Here is a 24,540-nt window from a genome sequence, read left to right on the forward strand (position 1 = left end):
GCGCCGACGCGGGCGCTGCCGGTGCCTGCGGCGCCGGCGCGGCCACAGCCGGCACGTTCTCCGGGATGGCGGCGCTCACGCGTCCGCCTCGGCTCCGACGGCCGAGGCCGCGCCCGCGGCCGCGGGCGCGGCGGTGCGCTCAGCCCAGACCTGCTCGAGGGCTTGTGCGAAGGTGGCGGACTCCTGCGCGCCCGAGACGCCGTAGCGGCCGTCGATCACGAAGAACGGGACGCCGTTGATGCCGAACTCGGCCGCCGTGCGCTGGTCCGCCCGCACAGCCGGAAGATACTCGTCCGACTCGAGGGCCGCGAGAGCGGCGTCGCGGTCGAGGCCCACCTCGGCCGCCAGGTCGGCGAGGTCGGCGACACGGCCGACGTGGCCGCCCTCCACGAAGTATGCGCGGAACAGGCGCTCGGCCAGCTCGAGCTGCTTGCCGTTGGCCTTGGCGAAATGCAGGAGCTCGTGTGCCTTCACCGTGTTGGTGTGCTGCAAGGCGTCGAAGTCGTAGTCGAGGCCGACCGAGGACGCGATGCCCGTCACGCGATCCAGCATCTGGTGGACCTGCTCGGCCGGGATGCCCTTGTGGCCCGCGAGGAAGTCCACCTCGCTGCCATCGAAGTCGACCGGGGTGTCCGGGGACAGTTCGAAGGAGTGGTACTCGACCTCCACGCCGCGGCCCTCGCCTGCCTCGGAGAAGGCTGCGCTTCCGCTCTCGAAGCGGCGCTTTCCGATGTAGCACCACGGGCACGCGATGTCGGACCAGATATCGATCTTGATGGGTTCGCTCACAGCAAGGGCAACATCCTGCAGCGCTGCAGTTATTCCGGTGCGCTCACGACGCGGGCGTGTCCACAGCTCCCCCGAAGCGCCGGTTGCGGCGGGCGAAGATGTCGATCGCGTTCCAGAGGTCTGTGCGCGAGAAGTCGGGCCACAGCGTGTCGAGGAACACCATCTCGGCGTATGCGCTCTGCCAGAGCAGGAAGTTGCTGGTGCGCTGCTCGCCCGAGCTGCGCACGAACAGGTCGACATCCGGCATGTCCGGCAGGTAGAGGTGGCGCTGGATCGTCTTCTCCCCCACCGCCGACGGCTTCAGCCGGCCCGCCGCCACGTCGTCGGCGATCGAGCGCACGGCGTCCGCGATCTCGGTGCGGCCTCCGTAGTTGACGCACATCGTCAAGGTGAGCACGTCGTTGTCCGCTGTCATCCGCTCCGCGAACTGCAGCTCCTTGATCACCGACGACCAGAGTCGCGGCTTGCGCCCCGCCCAGCGCACCCGCACGCCCCATTCGTTGAGCTGATCGCGCCGGCGGTGCAAAACCTCCCGGTTGAACCCCATCAGGAAGCGGACCTCGTCCGGCGACCGCTTCCAGTTCTCGGTCGAGAACGCGTACACGCTCAGGTGCTTGACCCCGACCTGGATCGCGCCGGCGACCACGTCGAGCAGCGAGGCCTCACCCGCGCGGTGGCCCTCGATGCGGGTCAGCCCCCGACGGTTCGCCCAGCGGCCGTTGCCGTCCATCACGATCGCGACGTGCTCGGGCACGGCAGCGGCCGGGAACGCGGGCGGGTGGATGCCCGTCCAGTCGAGCGGGCGGTACTCGACCGCGTCCCTGTGCGTGTAGGGCTTGGGGCTCATCCGCTCGCCTTCTGGTCGCGCCGGTCATGCCGGTCATGCTGGTCATGCTGAACGTGCTGCAGGGAACGCAGGCCGCGCTCCAGATGCCACTGCGTGTATGCCGCGACGAGGCCGTTGGCCTTCGACCGCGTGCCGTCGTCCGCTGCGTCGGCGGTCGCCCAGTCTCCCGTGAGCAGCGCGCCCAGCAGGGTGACGGTGGCGGCGTCGATCCGCGGCGCGCCCTGAGGTGCGCAGTCGTCGCAGACCACGCCGCCGAGCTGGACGACCACATGGTCGTGCGGGCCGGGGGCGCCGCACCGCGAGCAGTCGAGGAAGCTCGGCGCCCAGCCGGCGAGCGACAGCGCGCGCAGCAGGTAGGAGTCGAGCGTGAGCTGCGGGCCGTGTTCGCGGCGCGAGAGCGACCGCAGTGCGCCGACCAGCAGGAGGTACTGCTGCAGCGACGCCTCGGCGTCCGTGAGCCGGTCGGCCGTCTCGACCATGGCGTTCGCCGCGGTGTAGCTGGCGTAGTCGTCTGCGATGAGCGTGCCGTAGGCGCCGATGGTCTCCGCCTGTGTCACGACGTCGAGCGAGCGGCCTTCGTACAGCTGCACGTCGGCGACCATGAACGGCTCCAGACGCGACCCGAACTTCGACGCCGTGCGTCGCACGCCCTTCGCGACCGCGCGGATCTTGCCGTGCTGCCTGCTGAGCATCGTGACGATCCGGTCGGCCTCGCCCAGTTTGTGGGTTCGAAGCACGACGACTTCATCACGGTAGACAGGCACCCCTCCAGTATCGCGCCTGATCCGCCCCGCCATGCCCGGACCGGCACGCTCTGCGTGATAGAAGTGACGGGTGACCACCGCCGCCTTCTCGATCCCCCTCTGGGGCGACCTGGTCGCCGTCGGCGTGGGCAGCCTCCAGGGCGCGATGTTCGCCTCCGGGTTCCGCGACCGCCGGCTCGACCTGCTCGGCATCGCCATCATCGGCGTGGCGACCGGGGTGGGAGGCGGCCTCCTGCGCGATCTGCTGCTCAACGTCACCCCGATCGCGCTCCAGTCCAACTGGTACCTGCCAGCGACCGTCGTCGCCGCGCTGCTCGGGATGCTGCTGGTGCGGTTGTTCCGTCGGCTGGACCCGATCATCACCTTCCTCGACGCGTTGACGATCGGGCTGTTCGGCGCGATCGGCGCGACGAAGGCACTGTCGCTCGGCCTTCCGGAGGTGCCTGCCGTCTTCGTCGGAGTGGTGTCGGCCGTCGGCGGGTCGATCCTGCGCGACATGCTGTTGAACCTCCCGATCGCCCTCATGCACGTCGGATCGCTCTACGCGGTCGCGGCCGGTGCGGGCACGATCGTGCTGGTCCTGCTCGTCGACTTCGGCGCGCCGTTCACGGTAGCCGCGCTCGTGTGTGTGCTCGTGACCCTCATCATCCGGCTGCTCGCCGTGCGCTTCGGCTGGAGCCTCCCGGAGCAGCGCGAGCTCGGGAGGCTGCGCACGCCGCGGTGGATGGCGTTCGGGTTCGGGAGGCGGCCCAGCGTCGAGCACACCGACGAGCGCACCGACACGGGCGCGATCCCGCGTTACCGCATCGACCGTCCCGACGGCTCGGAGTAGCGCCGGCCGTCGGCAACTCCGGAGTGCCCGGGCGACACGCCGGCCGAAACGCCGGAACTCCGGAGATCGGGCCCGTGAGGGCCGGGATCTCCGGAGTTCCGGTTCGGCACGGTGAGGTGCGAGCGAGCGGATCAGGCCCCGACGAGCTCGGCCTCGGCCGCGTGACCGGCAGACGCGCGAACTGCGCGGTTGACGGCGGACACCACGGCCTTGAACGACGCGGTCGTGGTGTCGCCGTCGATGCCGACGCCCCAGAGCCGCACGCCGTCGACGTCCAGCTCGACGTACGCGGCCGCCTGGGCCGACTCGCTCGCCGACAGCGTGTGCTGGGAGTAGTCGTACAGATGGGCGTTGATGCCGCGGGCGTTGAGGATGTCGAAGAATGCGGCGATCGGGCCGTTGCCCTCCCCCGTCGCCTTCGACACGGTGTCGCCGTCGCGCAGTGCGACGGTGAGAGTGACATGCTCTCCGGTCTCGTTGGTCGTGCTCGTGCTGCCCAGCTCGAAGCGGCCCCACTTGGCGTCCGGGTCGGAGTCGGGAGCAGGCAGGTACTCGTCCTGGAAGATCGACCAGATCTCCGCGCTCGTCACCTCCCCGCCTTCGGCGTCGGTCTTGGCCTGCACGACGCCCGAGAACTCGATCTGCAGCTTGCGCGGCAGGTCGAGGGCATGGTCGTTCTTCAGCAGGTAGGCCACGCCGCCCTTGCCGGACTGCGAGTTCACCCGGATGACCGCCTCGTAGCTGCGTCCCAGATCCTTCGGGTCGACCGGCAGGTACGGCACCGCCCAGACCAGATCGTCGACCGAGACGCCCTCGCGCTCGGCCTGCGCCGCCATCGCCTCGAAGCCCTTCTTGATCGCATCCTGGTGGGAGCCGCTGAAGGCGGTGAAGACCAGGTCGCCTCCCCACGGGCTGCGCTCCCCGACGGGCAGCTGGTTGCAGTGCTCCACGGTGCGCTTGATCTGGTCGATGTCGCTGAAGTCGATCTGGGGGTCGATCCCCTGCGTGAACAGGTTGACCCCCAGGGTGACCAGGTCGACGTTGCCGGTGCGCTCGCCGTTGCCGAACAGGCAGCCCTCGATGCGGTCGGCGCCGGCCATGTAACCCAGCTCGGCGGCGGCCACGGCCGTACCGCGGTCGTTGTGCGGGTGCAGCGAGAGGATGACGTTCTCGCGGTGGTTCAGGTGGCGCGACATCCACTCGATGGAATCGGCGTAGACGTTCGGCGTGGCCATCTCGACGGTCGCGGGCAGGTTGATGATGACCTTGCGCTCCGGGGTCGGCTCGAAGACCTCGAGCACCTGGTTGCAGATGTCGGCCGCGAACTCCAGTTCGGTGCCGGTGTAGCTCTCGGGCGAGTACTCGTAGTAGATCTCGGTGCCGGGGACCAGCGACTCGAACCGGCGGCAGAGCCGGGCGCCGGAGAGGGCGATGTCGATGATGCCCTGCTTGTCGGTGCGGAACACGACGTCGCGCTGCAGGATGCTCGTCGAATTGTACAGATGCACGATGGCCTGCTTGGCGCCCACGAGCGACTCGTAGGTGCGCTTGATCAGGTGCTCACGCGACTGGGTCAGCACCTGGATGGTGACGTCGTCCGGGATGGCGCCCTCTTCGATCAGACTGCGGACGAAGTCGAAGTCGGTCTGGCTCGCCGACGGGAAGCCGACCTCGATCTCCTTGTATCCCATGCGCACCAGCAGGTCGAACATGATCCGCTTGCGTTCCGGGCTCATCGGGTCGATGAGGGCCTGGTTGCCGTCGCGCAGGTCGACGGCACACCAGCGCGGCGCGGTCGTGATGCGCTGGGACGGCCAGGTGCGGTCGGGCAGGTCGACGCGGATCTGCTCGTGGAAGGGCCGGTACTTGTGGATCGGCATGGCGCTCGGCGCCTGAGTGTTCTTCATGGTCTGTCTTCTCCTCGCGGTGTGGTGTGGAGAGCCAACGACGAACTCCGCGACGAGGGAGGCCCTGGACTAGGACTCGTCGCGGCAGCTAAGGAGGAGCAGACCGTACACAGAGTCAACGGTACCACGCCCGGCGTTCAGCCGCGTCCCACCGCCAGCGCCGCCGCCTGTCGCACCGAGAGGTCGGGGAGGTACGCGCGCACCAGTCCCACGCCGATGGCGGGCAGGGCCACCGCGTCGGGGTAGGCCATGATCAGCGGGTGCAGCTCCGGCTGGAACTTCTGCTTGAACTTGAGCAGCGACCGGAACCCGTACACCGGCTCCAGCGAGGTGCTGAGGTAGCCGAGGACCCGGTCCATCCCGCTCTTGCCCTCGTCCGGCGTGCCGGCCGTATGCGCCAGCGGCGCGGCCGAGAGGCTCATGAACTCCACGCCGTCCTCCTTCATCCGCGTCGCGGCCTCCGCGATGAGGAACTCCATCACCCCGTTGATGCTGCCGGGACGGCGCCGCATGAAGTCCAGCGTCCAGCCGACCACCCGTCCGTCGCGGTAACTCGGCAGCCACGACGTCACACCCTCGACTCTGCCTGCCTCGTCGACGGCGAGCATGAGCCGCACGGCGGGGTCGTGGAGCTCGTCCAGGCCGCCGAGCGTGAAGCCCATCTCGGGCAGGTCCTTCTCGGCGACCCACTGCTCGGAGATGTCGGAGAGCTGCACGGCTGTGCTCAACGGGAGGGCCGCGAACGTCGTCCACTCCGACCGGATCCCCGCGCGCTGGGCGCGGTTGATCGAGCTGCGGACGTCCTGCCACTTCTTGCCGGTGGTCGCCCACTGCTGCGGCCGGATCACCGTCTCCTCCGCCACCGTCATCGTCGACCAGCCCATCCGGTCGAAGAGCGGCTGGTAGGCGGCGTCGACGCTGTAGAAGACCGGGACCCACCCGCTGTCGTCGCAGAACCGGGCGAAGCGCTCGATGATCCCGTCGTGCTCCGCCTGCGGGGCGCCGAACGGGGCGCCCGTCGTCAGAGCCACACGCCCCACGACGCGGTAGGCCACCGCGCCGCTCGTCGTCGAGTCGAACCAGTAGCTGTTGCCCGGCCAGGTCGCCATGAACGAGATCGCATCGCCGCCGCCGCGCTCCAGGAGGGTCCGGACGCGGCCGGCGTCGCCGCTCGACCGGCGCCACGCCCCTCCACCGAACATGAACGGAACGGCCGCGAGGATCACGACCAGCCAGAAGACCGTGCCGATGTTGTGGTAGACGATGGTCGCCAGCGGTGTCGTCGGCAGGTATTGCAGGGGCTCGCGGCGCAGGAAGCTGACCGGGATGAACCGTTCGAGCACGTCGTTGAGGAGGTCGCCGATATCGATGGGACGAGTGAAGCCGTAGTCCTTCTGCACCCAGCCGACGAGCACGTAGAGCGCGACCAGCCCCACGCCCGTGAGCACGACGGTGAGGACATATCGGCGCACCGAGCGCGCCGTGGCGAGAACGCTGAAGTGCCGCCGGTAGATGACCAGCAGCACGGCCATCGCGGCCGGGACGAGCGCCGACAGCGCGAGGATGATCGTGACCTCCCAATACCGCGGCGACACGGTCGGCCGCGGGTCGGCGAACGGGAGGATGCCGAAGTAGAGCGCGGAGAGCACTGCCAGCAGCGCGTTCACCGCCACCGCCAGCCACACCGCGAACCGACGCCCGCGGAGCAGACCGTAGGCGGCGACCAGCAGCGTCAGCAGAGGAAGGACGGAGATCAGCACCGGCCCGAGGCCGTTGATCCGCTCCAGTGTGAGATCCTGCACGCAGGCGCGGGTGACGGCGAAGGCCTGACACCGTTCGAGCACGCTGCCGCTGTCGGGTACGTCGTTGGAGAACAGCAGGCCGATGGGTGAGAGCATCCCGAACCGCGACTGCGTCAGGAGGCCGATCACGGGGCCCAGAGCCGTGATGGTCACGGCGGAGGCGAGGAGCACCCGGACCTCGTGATGCGAGCTGCGCAGCCAGCCGGCGGCGCGCGCGTGCGGCCGCAGCAGCACGCCGAGGCCGAAGCCGGCCAGCACGGCGAGGAGTCGGTACAGATCAGAGGGCAGTCCGGAGTACAGCAGGTACATGATCGCCACGAGCAGGGTGATCACCCGGATGCGCCGGCGCCAGAGGGTTCCGGCGAACGCGCTCGCGGTCATGATGGTGCCCGCGATGCCGGTGAAGACATCCAGGACGACGAGGTGATGGACGTTGCGCGCCCACAGCTCGCCGGTCTGGGAGCCGAGCAGCTGCATGCCGATGCCCGCCGCGATGGCGGCCGCTGAGGTCGCGAAGAAGGCCAGCGCGGTCCGCCACGTCCCCATCAGCCGTTCGGACGCGCCCACGAGCACGACGACGAGCACCAGCACGACGATCAGTTCGGCGAGGTTGTCGGTGAAGAGCACTGCTGTGATCGGCGACCACCAGTGGCCGTCGATGAGCTGGACCGGCCCCGCGCCGAGCCAGACCCGCAGAGGCCGGTGCGGGCCGTGGATCGGTCCGGTCACGAGCGCGAGCACCAGGATGAGGGTCGTGAGCCCGGCCGTGAACGGATGGACGGCGACGAGCCGCCCCAGCCTGCGGAGCGCTGTCCGCAGGCCCGAAGCACGCACCGGCGCGGTCGGCTCCTTGTCGTGCTGCGCGGGCGCGGCTCCGGACTCCGGCGCGGCGCCGGCCGCCCCGTCCGTCATCCGGTCCATCGGCGCTCCCCCCGTCGGTGTCCCTCCCCCGGTCACCGCATCGCTCACGGAGTCAGCCCCAACTGCGCGGCGACTGCGGGGAAGCCGTTCGTGAGTGTGTAGCGCACCGTGTTCCAATCGTGTGCCGTTCCCGGCGAGATCAGGAGTTCGCTGCGGATGCCCGCTGCGAGAGCTTCGGTGTGCAGCGTCTTTGCGAAAGCAGTGTACTTCGCATCGTTCTGCCCGGCGCCGAACACGATCAGCGAGTCGGCGTACGGCGCGTGGGCCTTCATCGCGGCGGCCGGCTGTGCGGCCGCGAAAGCGGACGCCGAGCCGCCGAAAGCGGTCGAGATCGTCAGCGCTTCGTTGCCGAGCGTCGGCCCCAGCTCGCTGGAGGAGGCGAGGGCCGATCCGAAGAGGTCGGGCCGGGCCGTCGCGAACTGGACCGCGCAGGTGGCACCCTGGGAGTACCCGAACACGCCCCACGCAGCGGGATCGCTGCTCACCCGCAGGTGCGACGTGACCCAGTTGCGCACGTCCGTCAACAGGTAGGTCGCCGAGTTCCCGTACGCGCGGGAGTCCACGCACATCGGATTGCGGCCGGGTCCGCCGAGCTGGTCGGGGGCGATCACGATCGGCGCGTAGCCCTTGTGCTGTGCGGCGAACGCGTCGAGGTAGGCGCCGATGCGGCCCGCGGTGAACATATCGGCCGGGGCGCCCGGCTGGCCGGAGAGCGCGTAGAGCACCGGCAGTGCCGGCGGATTCGGCCCCAGCGCCGCCGGCGGCAGGTACACCACGGCCTTGCGTGCGGGGAAACCGCTGACCGTCGCCGGGATCCGCACCGTGCCGATCTCGCCCTTGGCACGATGGCCGGCCTGCGTCGTGGTGGACGACCACGCCATCCCGGCGACGACCTCTCCGTGTTCGGCGTGCAGGTCGAGCGCCTTGTACGGGACGACTCCGAGCGCGTCGTTGAGGTTGCGGTACTCCCCGAAGTCCACGTTCACACCGGCGAACGCCGTCAGGAGGAACACGGGGATGCTCACCCCGGCGACGACCTTGCGCCACCAGCGCGACCGGAAGAAGTTCGCGATCGCCAATGCGACTCCGCCGAAACCGAGCGCGACCCACATCGTCGTCACCGGCGTGAGGCCGACCCCGAACACGTTCATCACGTCGTCGGTCAGCCAGACCAGGAACCAGCCCAGCAACGCGCCGCCCACGAACGCCAGCACACCGGCGAGCGTACGGCGCCAGGTGGGACGCACGAGGAGATAGAGCGCGAAGAGCGCCGCGACGACATCGACGGTGATGAGGAACGGAGGCTTGTCGATCCTCAGGGTCATGAGCCAGTTCAGGGCGGTTCCTCTCGGCGGAGCACGTGCGCGGCGGCACTCCGGTGCCGCCGATCACCCAGTATCGGATACTCAGCCTGCGGAGAGCTGAGGCTTGATGAGCGTTCAGGAAACTTGGAGGCGGTCAGTCGACGGCCAGCGCCTCGACGGGCGAGACACGCGTGGCCCGCCTGGTCGGCGCGATGGACGCTCCCACGGCCAGCACCGCCGCCGCCAGCGCGATCGCACCGATGAACGGCCATGGCAGCGCGGGCGCGATCAGCCCGGCGCCCGGCAGCTGCCCGAGCAGGGTCTGGGCGCCGACCCATCCGTACAGCGTTCCGAGGACCAGCCCGCAGAGCACCGCGGCGACGATGAGCTGGGCGCTCTCGGCCAGGATCATCCTGCGCACTTGCGCCGCGCTGAGCCCGAGGGCACGCAGCAGCCCCAGCTCCCTGCGCCGCTGCAGGACCGCCAGCGACAGACTGTTGACCACGCCCACCGCCGCGATCACCGCGGAGAAGCCCACGAGTGCGCTGAACACCAGCATCGTGACCGTGAGCACACTCTCAGTCCCCTGGTAGAGCTCCGGCTCCTTCGCGGCGGCCGCGCGGATGATGACGAGCCAGGTCTGTGTCGCCACCACGAACATCGTGATCAGCGTGACGCCGATGACGAGTCCGATCGCGGTGCGCGAGCTCCGTTCGGGGTTGCGCACGGCGTTGGCGGCGGCGAGTCGTGCGGCCGCGCCCCGGCCCAGCAGCATCCCCACGCCGCGCAGCACGGCCGGAAGGAACAGCGGTGCCGCGACCACCACGCCGTTGAACGACAGCAGTCCTCCGAGCATCGCGACCAGCACACCGTAGCGACCGAAGTCGGCCAGCGCCGTGTTCTCCGATCGCACCCACAGCCCGAGCCCGAGTGCCAGGCCGAAGCCGAGCAGCGCGACGCCGGGCACGATCAGCAGCAGGGAGGCTGCGATCCGCCCGCGGCTGCGCAGACCGCTCGACGGTCGCTCCTCTGCGGCTCCGAGCGCCTCGACCGGAGCGACGCCGAGCACGCGCCGGCTCCCGATCCAGGAGGCGAGCCAGGTCGTGAGCACGACGACGGCCGGCGGCGCGAGCAGCGACGGCGTGAGCACCGGGTACAGCGCGTCGGGAAGGACGCCCGTCCAGACGAACACGCGCACCGCCACGAAGGCCAGTACCACGGCGACGGCGCCGCCGGCCGCCGCACCGATCACCCCGACGGCCAGGCCCTCCCCTGCGACCGAACGGCGCTGCGCGCGGGAGGTCGAGCCGAGCAGGCGCAGCAGCGCGATGGTCCGGGTGCGCCCGGCGATGACCGTCGCGAAGGTGTTGGTGGTCACGATGGTGCCCACGAATACCGCGATCACGAAGAACACGCCGGCCGCCAGCGCCAGCGCGAACTGCGCCGCCCCGTGCGATCCGACTTCGCTGGCGCCGATGTAGGCGCCGAGGACGTTCGTGCAGGCCAGCAGCGCGACGCCGAACGCAGCGCTCAGCGCGGCCACGAGGATGCTCGCCCTGTGGTCGCGCGCATTGGCACGGAACGCCCGGATCACGCGCGCGCCTCCATTCCCAGCATGAACGCGGAGATCTCTTCAGCGGTCGAGCGTTCGCGCTCCGCGATCACCCGCCCGTCGGCCAGGAACACGATGCGGTCCGCGTAGCTCGCCGCCACCGGGTCGTGCGTCACCATGGCGATGCTCTGCCCGTGCAGGCGCGAGGCCTCCTGCAGCACGCCCAGCACCTCGCGACCGGTCCGCGAGTCGAGGTTGCCGGTCGGTTCGTCCGCGAAGATCAGGTCGGGCCGAGTGGCCAGCGCGCGCACGATCGCGACGCGCTGCTGCTGGCCTCCGGAGAGTTCGTGCGGACGGTGCGTCAGCCGATCCTGGAGGCCGAGCGATTCGATGAGCGTGTCCGTCCACTCGCGCTGGACCAGCGAGGGCCTGCGGCCGTCGATCTCGAACGGCAGCTGGATGTTGGCGCGCACATCGAGCGTGGGCACGAGATTGAACGATTGGAAGACGAAGCCCACTCGCCGGCGCCGAAGCACCGTCAGCTCGGCGTCTCCCATTCCGGTGATCTCGGTGTCGCCCAGGAAGACCCGGCCGCTGGAGACGGAGTCCAAGCCGGCCATGACGTGCATGAGGGTGGACTTGCCCGAGCCGCTCGGGCCCATCACCGCGGTGAACCGGCCGGCCGGGATCCCCACCGTGACGTCGTCGAGCGCGATGACCCGGTTCGGGCCGGATCCGTAGGTCTTCGTCGCTGCGTCCACGCGCGCGACCATCGTGGTAGGAGTGTCCATGTCTCCACGCTAGAAACCGCCGGAGCGCCGCGAATCCGGCTGCGGGGTCATCCGCCGTCCGACCAGAGGATGATTCGTCGGGCGATTGCGCAGGTGACTCAACGGGTGATTCAACGGGCGATGAGCCCGAGCGTCAGTCGGCTTCGCCCGCGCGGGTCGTGAGGCCGTGCTCGAACGCGTAGACGACCATCTGCACACGATCGCGCAGGCCGAGCTTGGACAGGATCCGGCTGATGTGCGTCTTCACCGTCGCCTCGCTGAGATACTCGGAACCCGCGATCTCGGCGTTGCTCAGGCCTCGAGCCGCCAGGGCGAAGATCTCGCGCTCGCGCGCGGTGAGCGAGTCGAACTCGGCCGGCGCCTGCGTGGCCCGCTGGCTCTCGGAGAAATACTCGAACAGTTCGCGGGTGGCGCCCGCCGCGATGACGGCGCTCCCGGCGTGGACGGTGCGGATGGCCGCGAGGAGGAACTCCGGCTCCGCATCCTTGAGCACGAATCCGCTCGCGCCGCCCCGGATGGCGCGCGCGGCCGCCTCGTCGAGGTCGAACGTCGTGAGCACGATGATCCGGGCCGCGGTGCGTCCTTCGCGCTCGGCCTCCTTGACGATACGGCTGGTGGCGGCGATCCCGTCCATGACGGGCATGCGGATGTCCATCAGCACCACATCCGGCCGGGTCTCGCGCACCAGCGCGACGCCTTCGCGCCCGTCGGCGGCCTCCCCCGCGAACTCGAGGTCGGGCTGCGACCCGACCAGCATGCGGATCCCCGCACGGAACAGCGCCTGGTCGTCGACGAGCGCCACCCGGATCGGCGCGGTCACGCGCGCACCCCCGACACCACGGGAAGGAACGCCTCCACCAGGAAGCCGTCCGAGGCGGGACCGGCCGTGAGCGTGCCGCCGGCCAGGACGGCCCGTTCGCGCATGCCCGGGAGGCCGTGCCCGATGCGGGGCAGCGATCCGGTGGTGGTGGATTCCGGCGGTGTGGTCTTCATACTGTTCCTCACGGTGATGGAGATGCCCGGTGCTCCGTCCGGGCGCCCCGACTGGGCGAGCACCACGGTGACCGGTCTGCTGGTGTCCCCGTGCCGGAGCGCATTGGTCAGCGCCTCCTGCACGATGCGGTAGGCGGCGATCTGCTGTGCCGAGCCCAGCCCGTCGAGCCGGCCGCGTCGCTCCATCGTCACCGGGAGGCCGGCGGCACGCACCTGCTCGATCGTCTGCTCGACGTCGGCGAGCGACGGCTGCGGCCCCTCCGGCTGGCTCTGCCGCAGCTCGGCGAGCAGGACCCGCACATCGACCAGCGCCGAGCGCGCCGTGGCGGCGATGGTCTCCAGCGCCGTGTCGACCGCGCCGGGATCGGTGTGCCGTGCGTACCGCGCGCCGTCGGCCTGCGCGATGACCACGGCGAGCGAGTGCGCCACGACGTCGTGCATGTCGCGGGCGATGCGCGTGCGCTCCTGCTCGACGACGACGACCTCCTCCGCGCGGTTGCGGTCCAGCTCTGCCGCGATCTGCGCGCGCCGGGACGCCCGCGCATTGCGCCAGGTGCGCACCAGCAGGCCCAGCACCCACGACAGCCCGAGGACGGTGGCGCTGACCACGAAGAGGAAGGCGAACTGGAGGGCGAGCCCGGTGAGTTGCGGTGACAGCAGATCGAAGTAGCCCTGGCCGAGCGCCGAGGTCAAGGTCAGGTAGAGGGACGCGACCAGCGCGCCGATTCCGGCCGAGATGAGGCCCGCGTAACGCACGACCCTGTCGCCGTAGAGAGCGGTCGCATACAGCACGATGAGCACGGCGAGGTCGCTGACCAGGATGCTGTGCCCCGTCGTCATCTGCAGCACCGCCGCCAGCCACGCGATCGCGAGCGAGACGGCCGGCGACATCCGCCGGAGCGCAACCGCCACCGTGAACACGATGAGCACGAGGAACGTCGACCGCCCGCTGGCATCCGGCATCAGACTGGATGCGAAGTCGGCGATGAGGCAGAAGAAGACGTAAGCGACGGCCCCGCCGATGTCGAACGTCAGCTGCGGGCGACTCAGCCGGCGCACGAGGCCCGGCTCGTCGTCGCCCTCCTCCGACGGCGTACCGCCGGAGGACGCCAGCCACACCAGCACCGACGGACGACCGCTCGACGCCGCGGCCGAGGCCGCGGCCACGCGCTGCCGCGCGACGAGGAACCCCAGCAGCCACGCGGTGACGAACACCACGGCCAGGAGCAGGCTCATCATCAGGAGACCGACACCCTGGCTCGTGTAGTACCCGCCGATCACCGGCCCGAACTGCGGGAACTTCACCTCGCCGCGGACCGTCAGGAGATACGCCTCCGCCGGAGCCCAGACGATCGCGGAGCCGAATGCGAACCAGCGTGACACGCGTCCGCCGTGCGACGAGATCCCGAAGATCGCGATCATGACGGCCGCCGTCGCGATCAGCCGGTGCGGCAGCGGCAGGGACGCGCTCTCGGTGAGCTCGGTGATGACCGCGAGCCAGGCGATCTCGAGCGCGACGACCGGAAGCACCCGCGACAGTGCGACGGCCGCACAGTACAAGACGGACGCGAGGGCGGCCGCCAGGTCGAAGGGCAGACCCGTCAGCAGCCACAGCCCGAAGAGCGCCACGGCGACAGCGGGCTCGAGCACCCAGCGGTGCGGGGCGAGCGCGCTCAGGAACCGCGTGCGATCCGGCATGCCTCTACGGTACGGGCACGTGCAGGCCGGTTCCGCATCCTGGAGCCGCAATCATCCTCGAGATGTAGGTGACCGGCGGCGAGGCGCGGAACGCGCCGCCGACTCAGAATCCGAGCCGGCCGAGCTGCTTCGGGTCGCGTTGCCAGTCTTTCGCGACCTTCACCCGCAGCGACAGGAAGACCTTGCGGCCGAGCAGCTCCTCGATCGGCTTCCTCGCCTCCGCTCCGACGTCGCGGATGCGCGAGCCGCCCTTGCCGATGATGATCGCCTTCTGGCTGTCGCGCTCGACGAAGAGGTTGGCGTAGACCTCCACGAGGTCCTTGTCGTCCCGTTCGACGATGTCGTCGATGGTCACCGCGAGCGAGTGCGGGAGCTCGTCCTGAACGCCCTCCAGCACGGCTTCGCGGATGTACTCGGCGATGCGCTCCTCCAGCCCCTCGTCGGTGATCGCATCGTCGGGATACAGCGGGCCGGGCGACTCCGGCAGCAGCTTGAGCAGCTCGGTGGTGAGCGTGTCCAGCTGGATCCGGCTCGTCGCCGAGATCGGGATGATCGCCTCCCACTCCCGCAGAGCCGAGACGGCGAGCAGCTGCTGGGCGACCTGGGTCTTGCCCGCCGCGTCGATCTTGGTGACGATCGCGACCTTCTTGGCGTTCGGATAGTCGTCCAGCTGGTCGTTGATGAAGCGGTCGCCCGGTCCGAGCTTCTCGTCGGCGGGCACGCAGAAGCCGATCACGTCCACATCGCCGAGAGTGGATTGGACGAGGGTGTTCAGCCGCTCGCCGAGGAGTGTGCGCGGGCGATGGATGCCCGGTGTGTCGACGAGCACCAGCTGGCCTCCGCGCTGGTGCACGATGCCCCGGATGGCGCGTCGCGTCGTCTGCGGCTTGGAGCTCGTGATCGCCACCTTCTCGCCGACGAGGGCGTTGGTGAGAGTCGACTTGCCGACGTTGGGCCGGCCGACGAACGAGACGAATCCGGCGCGGTACTCGGTCACCTGCGGGCCTCCTTGTGTCTGGTCTGCTGCTCCTCGGGCTCCGGCAGGAGCGCCGTGTCCGGCTCCACCAGAACGGTGCTCACGTGCTTGTGCCGGCCGTCGATGCGGTCGACGGTGAACCGGAGGCCGTGCACGGCGACGGTGGAGCCCACCTCGGGCAGCCGGCCGAGCGCCTTGGCGACGAGGCCGCCGACGCTGTCGACGTCCTCGTCCTCGATCTCGAGGTCGAACAGCTCCCCGAGGTCGTCGATGCCCAGGCGGGTGGCTACTCGCCTGCGACCCCCGCCGAGCTCCTGGACGAGGGCGACATCGTGGTCGTATTCGTCCGAGATGTCGCCGATGAGCTCTTCGATGAGATCCTCGAGCGTCACCAATCCCGCGATCCCGCCGTATTCGTCGACGACCATCGCGAGATGGTTCTTCTCGCGCTGCATCTGGCGCAGCAGGGCGTCGGCCTTCTGCGACTCCGGTACGAACAGCGCCGGCCGGGCGAGCTCCCCCATGGTCAGGCTGTCGCTGGCGAGCGCGCTCTCGAAGCTCAGCTTCGCCACATCCTTGAGGTAGAGGACTCCGGCGACGTCGTCGGGATCGCCGTCGATCACGGGCATGCGCGAGACCCCGGTGGAGAAGAACAGCCCCATCGCCGTGCCGAGGCCCGCCGAGACATCCACCGTGACCATGTCGGTGCGCGGCACCATGACCTCGCGCACCACCGTGTCGCTGAACTCGAAGATCGAGTGGATGAGCTCGCGGTCGTCTTCTTCGAGGACGTCGAACTCGGTCGCCTCGTCGACGATGCTGAGCAGCTGCTCCTCGCTCGTGACGGGCGCCGAGCGTGCGCGCGACGGCGTCACCCGGTTGCCCAGGGCGACCAGGCCGCCCGGGATCGGGCCGAGGATCACGCGGATCCCGTGCACGAGCGGCGCCGTCAGCCGCAGCAGCAGCGTCGAGTTGGCGCGGCCCACGCTGCGCGGGCTCGCGCCGACCAGGACGAACGAGACCCCCGTCATGATCGCCGCGGACAGGATGAGCGAGATCCACCATTCCTGGAAGATCTGCTCGAAGGCGAGGGTCACGAGGACGGCCGCCGTCGTCTCGGCGATGATCCGGATGAAGTTGATCGCGTTGAAGTACGGGCCGGGGTCTTCGGCGATCGCCGCAAGGGACTTCTTGGCGCGCGAGGTCTCGGCGAGGTCGGCGATGTCACCGCGCGACTGGACGGCGAGGGCCGAGTCCACTGCGGCCATCAGACCGCCGAACGCCACCAGCAGGAAGGCGACGACGAAGAACAGGGTCGCGAGCATGGGCGCCCTAGCGCTGTCGGTCGTAGCGCGAGAACCCGACGAGGATGTCGCGCTGGATCCCGAACATCTCACGCTCCTCGGCCGGCTCGGCGTGGTCGAATCCGAGCAGGTGGAGGATGCCGTGCGTCGTCAGCAGCAGCAACTCGTCGATCAGGGAGTGCCCGGCCGTCTCCGCCTGCACCTGGGCCACCTGCGGGCACAGCACCACGTCGCCCAGCAGGCCGGCCGGCGCGGGCTCCTCCTCGGTGCCGGGACGCAGCTCGTCCATCGGGAAGCTCAGGACGTCGGTCGGACCCGGCTCGTCCATCCACTGCACGTGGAGCTGCTCCATCGCAGCCTCGTCCACCAGCACGATCGCGAGCTCGGCGTCCGGGTGCACGTGCATGATGTCGAGGGCATAGCCGGCGAGGCGCTGCAGGGCCGACTCGTCCACGTCGATGGAGGACTCGTTGTTGATCTCGATGCTCATCGTGCGGGGCCCTGTCGTTTCGGGAGGTGGTCGCGCGGAGCCGCGGCACGGCGCTCGGCGCGGTTGGCGAACTCCCGCGCCTCCTCGCGCTCGTACTGCCTGGCCTGCTGCCGCGCGTCGTACTCGGTGTAGGCGTCGACGATGCGGCCGACGAGACTGTGGCGCACGACGTCCTCGCTGGTCAGCCGGGCGAAGTGGATGTCGTCGATGTCTTTCAGCACGCGCGTGACGAGGCGCAGGCCGCTTGCTGCGTTGGGAAGGTCGATCTGGGTGATGTCACCGGTCACCACCATCTTCGAGTTGAAGCCGAGCCGCGTGAGGAACATCTTCATCTGCTCGGGCGTCGTGTTCTGCGCCTCGTCGAGGATGATGAACGAGTCGTTGAGCGTCCGGCCGCGCATGTATGCCAGCGGTGCGACCTCGATCGTGCCGGCCGCCAGCAGCTTCGGCACGAGGTCGGGGTCGAGCATCTCGTTCAGCGCATCGTAGAGCGGCCGGAGGTACGGGTCGATCTTGTCGGTGAGGGTGCCCGGCAAGTAGCCCAGCCGCTCGCCGGCCTCCACCGCCGGGCGGGTCAGGATGATCCTGCTCACCTCTTTGCGCTGGAGCGCCTGCACCGCCTTGGCCATCGCCAGATAGGTCTTGCCCGTTCCCGCCGGGCCGATGCCGAACACGATCGTGTTGTGGTCGATCGCATCGACGTACTGGCTCTGGCCGAGCGTCTTCGGGCGGATGCTCTTGCCGCGCGCGGTCAGGATGGCCTGGCTCAGCACATCGGAGGGGCTCAGGTTCAGGTCGCTGCGCATCATCCGAGCCGAGCTCGCGACCTCGGCCGGCCCGATGTCCTGGCCGTTGCGCACCATCTGCAGAAGCTCCTCGAGCAGCGCACGGGCCGCGGCGACCTGTGCCGCGTCGCCGGTGAGGCTGATCTCGTTGCCGCGCACGTGCACGTCGACCAACGGGTACTGGCGCTCGAGCGTGGTCAGCAGGCGGTCCTGCGGGCCGAGCAGCCGGACCATCTGGATTCCGTCGACGCTCAATCGCGCGTCGGCCGAGCCCTCTCGGGCCACCGCGCCCGACGGGTCCGCGGGCGGGGTCGGCGTCGGTTCACTCGTCGCCAAGGCTTCCTTCCTCGAGCCCGCCGGAGGGCGAGCCCAGAACGTGGGCGTGGACGTGGAACACGGTCTGTCCCGCGCCCGCGCCGGTGTTGAAGATCAGTCGGAAGTCGCCGTCCGCGTGCTCGTCGGCGAGCTGCTTGGCGGTCGCCACCAGCTCGGCCAGCAGGCCGGGGTCGCCCGCGGCGAGCTCCACGACGTCGCGGTACTGCTCCGTCTTGGGGACCACCAGCAGGTGCACCGGTGCCTTCGGCGCGATGTCGCGGAACGCGATGATCCGCTCGCTGTCGAACACCACGTCGGCCGGGATCTCGCCCGCGATGATGCGCGAGAAGATCGAGCGCTCCACTGTCTCCATGTCATCCATCCTATTCGCCCGGTGGTCGGCCGTCGCGGGGCTACCAGCGACCGAGCGCGGCGTTCAGCACCGCGAGGGCGGCCGGCCCCGCCGTGGACGTGCGCAGCACCGTGCCGCCCAGCCGCACGACCTCGCCGCCCGCCGCCCGGAACATCTCGAGCTCCTGCGGGGCGATCCCGCCCTCCGGGCCCACGACCAGCGCGAGCGGACGGCCGTCCTCGTGCACCGATGTCAGTGGGTCCGCGGCACCGGGCTCCAGCACCAGGAGCCGGTGCGTGGCCGCCAGGGCCGCGACCTGTTTCGTCGACGACAGCTCGCCGACCTCCGGAGTCCAGGCGCGGATCGACTGCTTGCTCGCCTCGCGCACGATCGCCGCCCAGCGATCCCGCCCCTTGGCCACCTTGGGGCCCTCCCAGCGCGAGACCGATCGCGACGCCGACCACGGCACGACGGCGTCCACGCCGAGCTCGGTGGCGGCCTGCACCGCCAGCTCATCGCGGTCGCCCCTGGCGAGCGCCTGCACCAGTGTGATCGCCGGCTCGGGCCGCGGAACCCGCTCCACGGCCTCCACGTCGATGGTCAGTTCGCTGTTGGTGGCCACCAGCACCTCGCCCGACGCGACCAGTCCTCGACCGTTTCCGATCAGGACGCTCTCGCCCGGGCGCGTGCGGTTCACCGTCGCCGCATGCCTGGCCTCCGCGCCGGTCAGGGTGAGCCGCGCTCCCACCTCGACGTCGGCGAGGTCTTCGCGCAGGTACAGGGAGCTCATCGATGGCGCCGCGCGATCAGAGGTTCAGGAACCGGTCGCGGAGCTTCGCGAACAGACCCTGCTGGAACCGTGCGAGCGACGGCTCCGCGCTGTGGTGGCTCGCCGCGAACTTCTTGATCAGCTCCTTCTCTTTGTGGTCGAGCTTGGTGGGCGTGACCACCTGGATGCCGACCCGCAGGTCGCCACGGCCGCTGCCGCGCAGATGGGTGATCCCACGGTCCTTGACCGACACGATGTCGGCGCTCTGCGTACCCGGCTTCAGCTCGAGGCGGATGTCGCCGTCGAGCGCCTTAACGGTCGCCGTGGTGCCCAGGATGGCGTCGGCCATGGACACCTCGAGCGTGCAGAGCAGGTCGTCGCCGTCGCGGCTGAACACGTCGTGGTGCTTGACCTTGATCTCGAGGTAGAGATCGCCGTTCGGGCCGCCGGCGGGGCCGGCCTCGCCGGAGCCCGGCATCTGCAGGCGCAGGCCGGTTTCGACGCCGGCCGGGATGTCGACCGGGACCGTGCGGCGAGCGCGCACGCGGCCCTGCCCCTGGCAGGTCACGCACGGCGTGGCGATGACCGTGCCGTAGCCGCGGCAGCTGCCGCACGGGCTGGACGTCATCACGTTTCCGAGCAGGGACCGCACCGACCTCTGGATGCTGCCGGTGCCGTGGCAGATGTCGCAGGTCACGGGAGCCGTGCCGGGCTGGCAGCACGAGCCGTTGCAGGTCTCGCAGACCACAGCCGTGTCGACCTCCAGGTCGCGGTGCGTGCCGAAGACGACCTCGTCGAGATCGACCTCCACACGCAGCAGCGCGTCCTGCCCGCGCTCGCGCCGCGACCGCGGACCGCGCGTCGCGCCTCCGCCCCCGCCGAAGAACGTCTCGAAGATGTCGCCGAAGCCGGCGAAGTCGCCCTGCGCTCCTCCCCCGAAGCCGCCGGAGCCGCCCAGGTCGTACTGCTGCCGCTGCTGCGGGTCGCTGAGGACGTCATAGGCGTGCGTGACCAGCTTGAAGCGCTCTTGCGCCTCGTTGCTGGGATTGACGTCCGGGTGCAGCTCGCGCGCGAGCCGGCGGTACGCCTTCTTGATCTCGTCGGGGGTGGCGTTGCGGTCAACGCCGAGTACTTCGTAGTGGTCGGCCACGTAAGGCTGTTCCTTCTGTCGGTTGTGTTGCTGTCGTCAGTCGCCGAGGAGGCGGGAGAGGTAACGGGCCACGGCACGCACGGCGGCCATGTTGCCCGAATAGTCCATGCGGAGCGGGCCGAGCAGGCCCACCCGTGCGAGATCGGAGCCCGAGCTGTAGGTGCTCGACATGACCGAGGTCTCCGTCAGGCCGACGACCGGGTTCTCACGGCCGATGCTCACCGCGACGCCGTGCTGGTCGAGCGCCATCTCGTCGAAGAGCCGCAGCAGCACCACCTGCTCCTCGATGGCCTCCAGCACCGGGGTGATGGAGCCGGGGAAGTCGGTCTCGGTCCGCGCGAGGTTCGCGGCGCCCGCCATCACCAGCTTGTCCTGCCGGTTGGCGGCGATCTGGTCGAGGAGCGCCCCCGCGACCGGAGCGACCAGAGCGCGGGTCCGCTCGCTCAGGTGGTCGGGGAGTTCGCGCAGACGCGCGGCGGCGTCGATGAGGGACAGCCCGGCGGCCGCACCGTTGATCGCGCCGCGGATCTCGGCGATCTCGGTCTCATCGAGCTCCTCCTGCAGTTCGATCATGCGCTGCTCGACCGCTCCCGAGTCGGTGATCAGGACGCTCAGGAGGCGCCGGGGCGCAAGCGACACCAGTTCGATGTGCCGGATCTTCGACCGGGCGACCGACGGATACTGCACGAGGGCGACCTGGTTGGTGAGCTGTGAGAGCAGCCGCACGGTGCGCGAGAGCACGTCATCGACGTCGACCGACTGGCCGAGGAAGGTCTCGATGGCCGTGCGCTGGGCCGGAGACAGCGGCCGCGCCTCCGCGAGGTGGTCGACGAAGAGCCGGTAGCCCTTGTCCGTGGGGACGCGCCCGGAGGATGTGTGCGGAGCCGCGATCAGCTGCTCCTCTTCCAGGAGCGCCATGTCGTTGCGGATCGTCGCCGCGGACACGCCGAAGGAGTGCCGCTCCACGATGCTCTTGGAGCCGACCGGCTCGCGCGAGGCGACATAGTCCTGCACGATGACACGGAGCACTTCGAGACTGCGTTCCGAGACCACGCCAACCGCCTCCTGTCGTCGCTGGGGCTCGGGATCGAGCGTACGGGTCGAGCACGGAAGAACCCCGGGTGCGCTGGCACTCGGAGATCCTGAGTGCTAATCATAACGCGTCCCCGGCCGACAACGGCCACGGCACGGCAGGCGATGATTTACGCCGCGCGCGCGCCGCAGTACGGTATGCCCACCGGCTCGGTAGAGCCGCAGCCGACCACGAAAGGGTTCCTCATGACCGACCCGACCCAGCCTCCCACAGGCGGCGACGACAGCGTCCCGCCGCAGCAGCCGTATGCCGCACCCACAGGTCGACCGGCGGGCGCAGTGCCTCCCCAGCAGGCCTACGCCTCCGCACCGGCTGCGCCCCTCGACCCCGCCCAGGACAAGCAGTGGGCTTCGTTCGCCCACCTCGGCGGGATCCTCTGGTTCCTCCCCTCGCTCGTCATCTGGCTGGTGTTCAAAGACAGAGGAACCCTCACCGACACGGAGGCCAAGGAGGCGCTCAACTGGCAGATCACGTGGATCATCGCGTGGGCCGTCTCGCAGATCCTCGGTGTCATCATCGGCACGTTCACGTTCGGCATCGGCTACCTGCTGTTCAGCCTGCTCATCCCGTGGGCCCTCTACATCGTCAACCTGGTGTTCTCGATCCTGGGCTTCGTCAAGGTGAACAGCGGCGGCAGCTACCGCTACCCGGTGAACTTCCGCTTCATCAAATAGTCGACAGAAATCGGGCAAAGGCTCTCGGCTGCTTCTCAGGATCGGCCTCCGACCCCTAGGCTGAGACGCGTCATTCACCCATTGGAGGAGACAAGACCATGTCCGCAACGCCCCCACCCCCGCCGCCTCAGCAGCCGTACGGAGGTCAGGCGCAGTCGCTGAGCCCGGCCGACGAGAAGCTCTGGGCGACCCTGATCCACATCGGCGGCATCCTGTTCAACTGGATCCCCGCGCTGGTCGGGTACCTGGTGCTCAAAGACCGCGGTCCGTTCATCCGGTCGCACACCGCGACGGCGCTGAACTTCCAGATCACGCTGTTCATCGGCTACGTCGTGGGCTGGATCCTCAGCATCGTCGGCATCGGGCTGATCATCCTGCTCGCCGTGTGGGTGCTGAACATCGTGTTCAGCATCATCGCGGCCATCAAGGCGAACCAGGGACAGTTCTACACGTACCCGATCGCCATCAAGTTCGTGAGCTGAGGCTCCCGCTTCACTCCTCGGCGAGCAGCCGTCGCACGACGGCGTCCGCCAGCAGCCGCCCTCGCAGGGTCAGCACGACCGACCCGGCGAGGGCGGCTTTCGCATTCACCAGCCCGTCGGCGATCAGACCGGCCACGGCGCGACGGCCGGGCGCCTCCAGCTCGTCGGTGCTCACGCCTTCCCGGATACGCGACAGCAGCAGCACGCGCTCGACGCGACGGGTCTCGGGATCGAGCGTCTCGCGGCCCACGGCCGGCGACTCCCCCGCCGACACGCGCTGGGCGTAGGCGGCCGGATGCTTCACGTTCCACCAGCGCACACCGCCGACGTGGCTGTGCGCGCCGGGTCCGATGCCCCACCAGTCGTGCCCGAGCCAGTAGGCGAGGTTGTGGCGCGACCGGTGAGCGTCGTCCGTCGCCCAGTTGCTCACCTCGTACCAGGCGTATCCGGCGGCGCTCAGCCGCGCATCCGCGAGCTCGTACATGTCGGCCTCGAGGTCGTCGTCGGGCTCCCCGACCGCGCCGGAGCGGATCTGCCGCGCCAGCTTCGTGCCAGGCTCGACGATGAGTGCGTAGGCCGAGACGTGGTCGGGCTCGCACGCCAGCGCGGCGTCGAGGGAGCGCGACCAGTCGTCCAGGCTCTCGCCCGGAGTGCCGTAGATGAGATCCAGGCTGACCTGGAGGCCGGCCTCACGTGCCCACCCGACGACGAGCGGGATCCGCTCGGGATCGTGGGTGCGCTCCAAGGTCGCGAGCACGCCGGGCACGGCCGACTGCATCCCGAACGAGACCCGCGTGAAGCCGGCGGCGGCGAGGCGGCGCAGGTCGTCGGCATCGACCGAGTCCGGGTTCGCCTCCGTCGTCACCTCGGCGCCGGAGGCGATCCCCCATGCGTCGCGGACGGCGCCGAGCATCGCGCCCAGGTCGTCCGGGGGAAGCAGCGTCGGCGTGCCCCCGCCGAAGAACACCGTCGACACCTCCCTGGCCGGCACACCGCTGCGCTGGAGGGCCCCGGCGGCGAAGGCGACCTCGCGGACGGCGTGGCCGGCGTACTCCGACTGCGAGACGCCGCGCAGTTCGGTCGCGGTGTAGGTGTTGAAGTCGCAGTAGCCGCACCGCACGCGGCAGAACGGCACATGCAGGTAGACGCCGAAGTCACGCGTCTCGGCGCCGACGGCCGCCGTTGCGGGCAGCACGCCGTCGGCCGGCGCCGGGTCACCGAGCGGGAGCGCCCCCGGCATCAGGCCGACCGCGCGGGCAGCAGCGAGCGCAGGTACCGCTTCGTGTACGCGTTCTGTGCGGCGCGCAGCACCGGGTAGCCCAGGCGGTAGAACCCGTTGGCGGGCCGGGAGAACGCACGCACGATGAACCAGACCGTCCCGTCGTCGCGCAATTCGACGAGGAAGGCCTCTTCGCCGCTCTCCGGGTGACCCTTGAGCGTGCCGTAGGCGAAGCCGCGGCGGTGCGGCTCATCGACCACGTAGACGACGCGGCACGGCGCCGACACCTTGAACGGCCCGAACGGGATCTTCAACACCGCCGTCATCCCGTTGCGGATGTGCGGGGTGCCGTCGTCGGAGAACACGTCCTCCTCGACCCGGTGCTCCCGCATCCCGCGCGGCGTACCGTCGTCGTCGAACTCGATGCCCTCGTACTGGACGCCCGTGCCCTCCTCGACCTGGGTGACGTGGATGCCGCTGCCCCGCTGCACACCCCACGCCATCAACGCGGCCGTCGCGGTCTCGAATCGCTCCTCCCCGCTGCCCAACCGCACCTTCCGCTCGATCGGCCGGTAACCCTTCGGCGGGTAATAGAGCAGATCGGCGGCCTGCGTACCGCCGACGGACCCGTACGTGACGGGCTGGTCGGTGAAGCTGGTGCGGCGCATGGGAACTATCCTGCGTCAATCCGGAGCCGAGTGCGAACCCGAGCACCTGCTCCGTCACTCGCC

At 69.8% G+C, this 24,540-nt stretch carries 23 protein-coding genes; 3 read left to right on the forward strand and 20 right to left on the reverse strand.

Translation table 11 applies throughout. The features are described from left to right. Positions 1 to 75 precede the first annotated feature (75 nt). The 3 genes from Q0Q23_RS00005 to recO are packed head-to-tail and all read right to left on the reverse strand — an operon-like array spanning position 76 to position 2,400. Positions 76 to 789, reverse strand: coding sequence for a DsbA family protein (locus Q0Q23_RS00005; protein ID WP_295117394.1), 714 nt, complete (start codon positions 787 to 789; stop codon positions 76 to 78). Positions 790 to 832: 43 nt separating this feature from the next. Then, positions 833 to 1,636, reverse strand: coding sequence for an isoprenyl transferase (locus Q0Q23_RS00010; RefSeq protein WP_295117397.1), 804 nt, complete (start codon positions 1,634 to 1,636; stop codon positions 833 to 835). Continuing rightward, positions 1,633 to 2,400 (reverse strand): DNA repair protein RecO, encoded by a 768-nt coding sequence (gene recO, locus Q0Q23_RS00015; protein ID WP_295117399.1) that lies wholly within the window; start codon positions 2,398 to 2,400, stop codon positions 1,633 to 1,635. The genes Q0Q23_RS00010 and recO overlap by 4 nt, the downstream gene beginning before the upstream one ends. A gap of 70 nt (positions 2,401 to 2,470) precedes the next feature. On the opposite strand from recO, the gene Q0Q23_RS00020 reads away from it, so the two are divergent. Then, positions 2,471 to 3,232 carry a trimeric intracellular cation channel family protein gene (locus Q0Q23_RS00020; protein ID WP_295117402.1) on the forward strand — a complete coding sequence of 254 codons (762 nt, stop codon included), beginning with the start codon at positions 2,471 to 2,473 and terminating at the stop codon, positions 3,230 to 3,232. Between the two features lie 131 nt (positions 3,233 to 3,363). On the opposite strand, the gene leuA is transcribed toward Q0Q23_RS00020, so the two are convergent. The 15 genes from leuA to hrcA form a co-directional block, all read right to left on the reverse strand. Beyond that, on the reverse strand, positions 3,364 to 5,139 hold the full coding sequence (gene leuA, locus Q0Q23_RS00025; RefSeq protein ID WP_295117405.1) for a 2-isopropylmalate synthase: 1,776 nt from the start codon (positions 5,137 to 5,139) through the stop codon (positions 3,364 to 3,366). Positions 5,140 to 5,276: 137 nt separating this feature from the next. Continuing rightward, positions 5,277 to 7,910 (reverse strand): bifunctional lysylphosphatidylglycerol flippase/synthetase MprF, encoded by a 2,634-nt coding sequence (locus tag Q0Q23_RS00030; protein WP_295117408.1) that lies wholly within the window; start codon positions 7,908 to 7,910, stop codon positions 5,277 to 5,279. Further along, positions 7,907 to 9,187, reverse strand: a complete 1,281-nt coding sequence (locus Q0Q23_RS00035) for an esterase family protein (protein WP_295117411.1) — start codon at positions 9,185 to 9,187, stop codon at positions 7,907 to 7,909. The genes Q0Q23_RS00030 and Q0Q23_RS00035 overlap by 4 nt, the downstream gene beginning before the upstream one ends. Positions 9,188 to 9,320: 133 nt before the next feature. Continuing rightward, on the reverse strand, positions 9,321 to 10,760 hold the full coding sequence (locus Q0Q23_RS00040; RefSeq protein WP_295117414.1) for an ABC transporter permease: 1,440 nt from the start codon (positions 10,758 to 10,760) through the stop codon (positions 9,321 to 9,323). Beyond that, complete coding sequence (locus tag Q0Q23_RS00045) at positions 10,757 to 11,509, reverse strand: ABC transporter ATP-binding protein (protein ID WP_295117417.1); 753 nt, start codon at positions 11,507 to 11,509, stop codon at positions 10,757 to 10,759. Before Q0Q23_RS00045 ends, Q0Q23_RS00040 begins: the two co-directional genes overlap by 4 nt. A gap of 133 nt (positions 11,510 to 11,642) precedes the next feature. Next, positions 11,643 to 12,329, reverse strand: a complete 687-nt coding sequence (locus tag Q0Q23_RS00050; RefSeq protein WP_295117420.1) for a response regulator transcription factor — start codon at positions 12,327 to 12,329, stop codon at positions 11,643 to 11,645. Then, positions 12,326 to 14,200, reverse strand: coding sequence for a sensor histidine kinase (locus Q0Q23_RS00055; RefSeq protein WP_295117423.1), 1,875 nt, complete (start codon positions 14,198 to 14,200; stop codon positions 12,326 to 12,328). Before Q0Q23_RS00055 ends, Q0Q23_RS00050 begins: the two co-directional genes overlap by 4 nt. Positions 14,201 to 14,303: 103 nt before the next feature. After that, positions 14,304 to 15,197: a GTPase Era gene (era, locus tag Q0Q23_RS00060; protein ID WP_295117426.1), complete on the reverse strand. Its 894-nt coding sequence runs from the start codon at positions 15,195 to 15,197 to the stop codon at positions 14,304 to 14,306. Continuing rightward, the gene (locus Q0Q23_RS00065; RefSeq protein WP_295117428.1) at positions 15,194 to 16,501 is read right to left on the reverse strand and encodes a hemolysin family protein; all 1,308 of its coding nucleotides are present in this window, start codon (positions 16,499 to 16,501) and stop codon (positions 15,194 to 15,196) included. The genes era and Q0Q23_RS00065 overlap by 4 nt, the downstream gene beginning before the upstream one ends. Before the next feature lie 7 nt (positions 16,502 to 16,508). Continuing rightward, positions 16,509 to 16,970, reverse strand: a complete 462-nt coding sequence (gene ybeY / locus Q0Q23_RS00070) for an rRNA maturation RNase YbeY (RefSeq protein ID WP_295117431.1) — start codon at positions 16,968 to 16,970, stop codon at positions 16,509 to 16,511. After that, entirely contained in the window at positions 16,967 to 17,989 is a 1,023-nt protein-coding gene (locus Q0Q23_RS00075; RefSeq protein ID WP_295118057.1) for a PhoH family protein, read from the reverse strand. Before Q0Q23_RS00075 ends, ybeY begins: the two co-directional genes overlap by 4 nt. 88 nt (positions 17,990 to 18,077) lie before the next feature. Continuing rightward, on the reverse strand, positions 18,078 to 18,443 hold the full coding sequence (locus tag Q0Q23_RS00080) for a histidine triad nucleotide-binding protein (RefSeq protein WP_295117433.1): 366 nt from the start codon (positions 18,441 to 18,443) through the stop codon (positions 18,078 to 18,080). Positions 18,444 to 18,483: 40 nt separating this feature from the next. Further along, the gene (locus Q0Q23_RS00085; RefSeq protein WP_295117436.1) at positions 18,484 to 19,212 is read right to left on the reverse strand and encodes a 16S rRNA (uracil(1498)-N(3))-methyltransferase; all 729 of its coding nucleotides are present in this window, start codon (positions 19,210 to 19,212) and stop codon (positions 18,484 to 18,486) included. A 16-nt stretch (positions 19,213 to 19,228) separates the two neighbouring features. Further along, on the reverse strand, positions 19,229 to 20,341 hold the full coding sequence (dnaJ, locus tag Q0Q23_RS00090; RefSeq protein ID WP_295117440.1) for a molecular chaperone DnaJ: 1,113 nt from the start codon (positions 20,339 to 20,341) through the stop codon (positions 19,229 to 19,231). A gap of 36 nt (positions 20,342 to 20,377) precedes the next feature. Further along, positions 20,378 to 21,394, reverse strand: a complete 1,017-nt coding sequence (gene hrcA / locus Q0Q23_RS00095) for a heat-inducible transcriptional repressor HrcA (RefSeq protein ID WP_295117443.1) — start codon at positions 21,392 to 21,394, stop codon at positions 20,378 to 20,380. Positions 21,395 to 21,619: 225 nt separating this feature from the next. Between hrcA and Q0Q23_RS00100 the strand changes: the two genes are divergently transcribed. Continuing rightward, positions 21,620 to 22,108 carry a DUF4870 domain-containing protein gene (locus Q0Q23_RS00100; RefSeq protein ID WP_295117446.1) on the forward strand — a complete coding sequence of 163 codons (489 nt, stop codon included), beginning with the start codon at positions 21,620 to 21,622 and terminating at the stop codon, positions 22,106 to 22,108. Between the two features lie 98 nt (positions 22,109 to 22,206). Beyond that, positions 22,207 to 22,590 (forward strand): DUF4870 domain-containing protein, encoded by a 384-nt coding sequence (locus Q0Q23_RS00105; protein WP_241701756.1) that lies wholly within the window; start codon positions 22,207 to 22,209, stop codon positions 22,588 to 22,590. 10 nt (positions 22,591 to 22,600) lie between these two features. On the opposite strand, the gene hemW is transcribed toward Q0Q23_RS00105, so the two are convergent. Together hemW and Q0Q23_RS00115 are read right to left on the reverse strand one after the other, a co-directional pair. Next, entirely contained in the window at positions 22,601 to 23,830 is a 1,230-nt protein-coding gene (hemW, locus tag Q0Q23_RS00110) for a radical SAM family heme chaperone HemW (protein ID WP_295117451.1), read from the reverse strand. Beyond that, a complete protein-coding gene (locus tag Q0Q23_RS00115; RefSeq protein WP_295117453.1) occupies positions 23,830 to 24,477 on the reverse strand; it encodes a DUF1990 family protein in 648 nt (215 codons plus the stop codon). The genes hemW and Q0Q23_RS00115 overlap by 1 nt, the downstream gene beginning before the upstream one ends. Positions 24,478 to 24,540: the final 63 nt, after the last annotated feature.

The sequence above is a fragment of the uncultured Leifsonia sp. genome, from assembly GCF_945957465.1.
In the GTDB taxonomy this organism is placed as follows: domain Bacteria; phylum Actinomycetota; class Actinomycetes; order Actinomycetales; family Microbacteriaceae; genus Leifsonia.

Excerpts from the sequence above, each read along its gene's own strand:
- hemW (WP_295117451.1), bottom strand. The coding sequence starts at position 23,830 with ATGCCGGGGGCGCTCCCGCTCGGTGACCCGGCGCCGGCCGACGGCGTG.
- Q0Q23_RS00035 (WP_295117411.1), bottom strand. The coding sequence starts at position 9,187 with ATGACCCTGAGGATCGACAAGCCTCCGTTCCTCATCACCGTCGATGTC.
- ybeY (WP_295117431.1), bottom strand. The coding sequence starts at position 16,970 with ATGAGCATCGAGATCAACAACGAGTCCTCCATCGACGTGGACGAGTCG.
- Q0Q23_RS00085 (WP_295117436.1), bottom strand. The coding sequence starts at position 19,212 with ATGAGCTCCCTGTACCTGCGCGAAGACCTCGCCGACGTCGAGGTGGGA.
- leuA (WP_295117405.1), bottom strand. The coding sequence starts at position 5,139 with ATGAAGAACACTCAGGCGCCGAGCGCCATGCCGATCCACAAGTACCGG.
- Q0Q23_RS00105 (WP_241701756.1), top strand. The coding sequence starts at position 22,207 with ATGTCCGCAACGCCCCCACCCCCGCCGCCTCAGCAGCCGTACGGAGGT.
- Q0Q23_RS00115 (WP_295117453.1), bottom strand. The coding sequence starts at position 24,477 with ATGCGCCGCACCAGCTTCACCGACCAGCCCGTCACGTACGGGTCCGTC.
- Q0Q23_RS00065 (WP_295117428.1), bottom strand. The coding sequence starts at position 16,501 with ATGCTCGCGACCCTGTTCTTCGTCGTCGCCTTCCTGCTGGTGGCGTTC.
- Q0Q23_RS00045 (WP_295117417.1), bottom strand. The coding sequence starts at position 11,509 with ATGGACACTCCTACCACGATGGTCGCGCGCGTGGACGCAGCGACGAAG.
- Q0Q23_RS00010 (WP_295117397.1), bottom strand. The coding sequence starts at position 1,636 with ATGAGCCCCAAGCCCTACACGCACAGGGACGCGGTCGAGTACCGCCCG.
- Q0Q23_RS00055 (WP_295117423.1), bottom strand. The coding sequence starts at position 14,200 with ATGCCGGATCGCACGCGGTTCCTGAGCGCGCTCGCCCCGCACCGCTGG.
- Q0Q23_RS00075 (WP_295118057.1), bottom strand. The coding sequence starts at position 17,989 with ATGGTCCGGCTGCTCGGCCCGCAGGACCGCCTGCTGACCACGCTCGAG.
- Q0Q23_RS00080 (WP_295117433.1), bottom strand. The coding sequence starts at position 18,443 with ATGGAGACAGTGGAGCGCTCGATCTTCTCGCGCATCATCGCGGGCGAG.
- Q0Q23_RS00100 (WP_295117446.1), top strand. The coding sequence starts at position 21,620 with ATGACCGACCCGACCCAGCCTCCCACAGGCGGCGACGACAGCGTCCCG.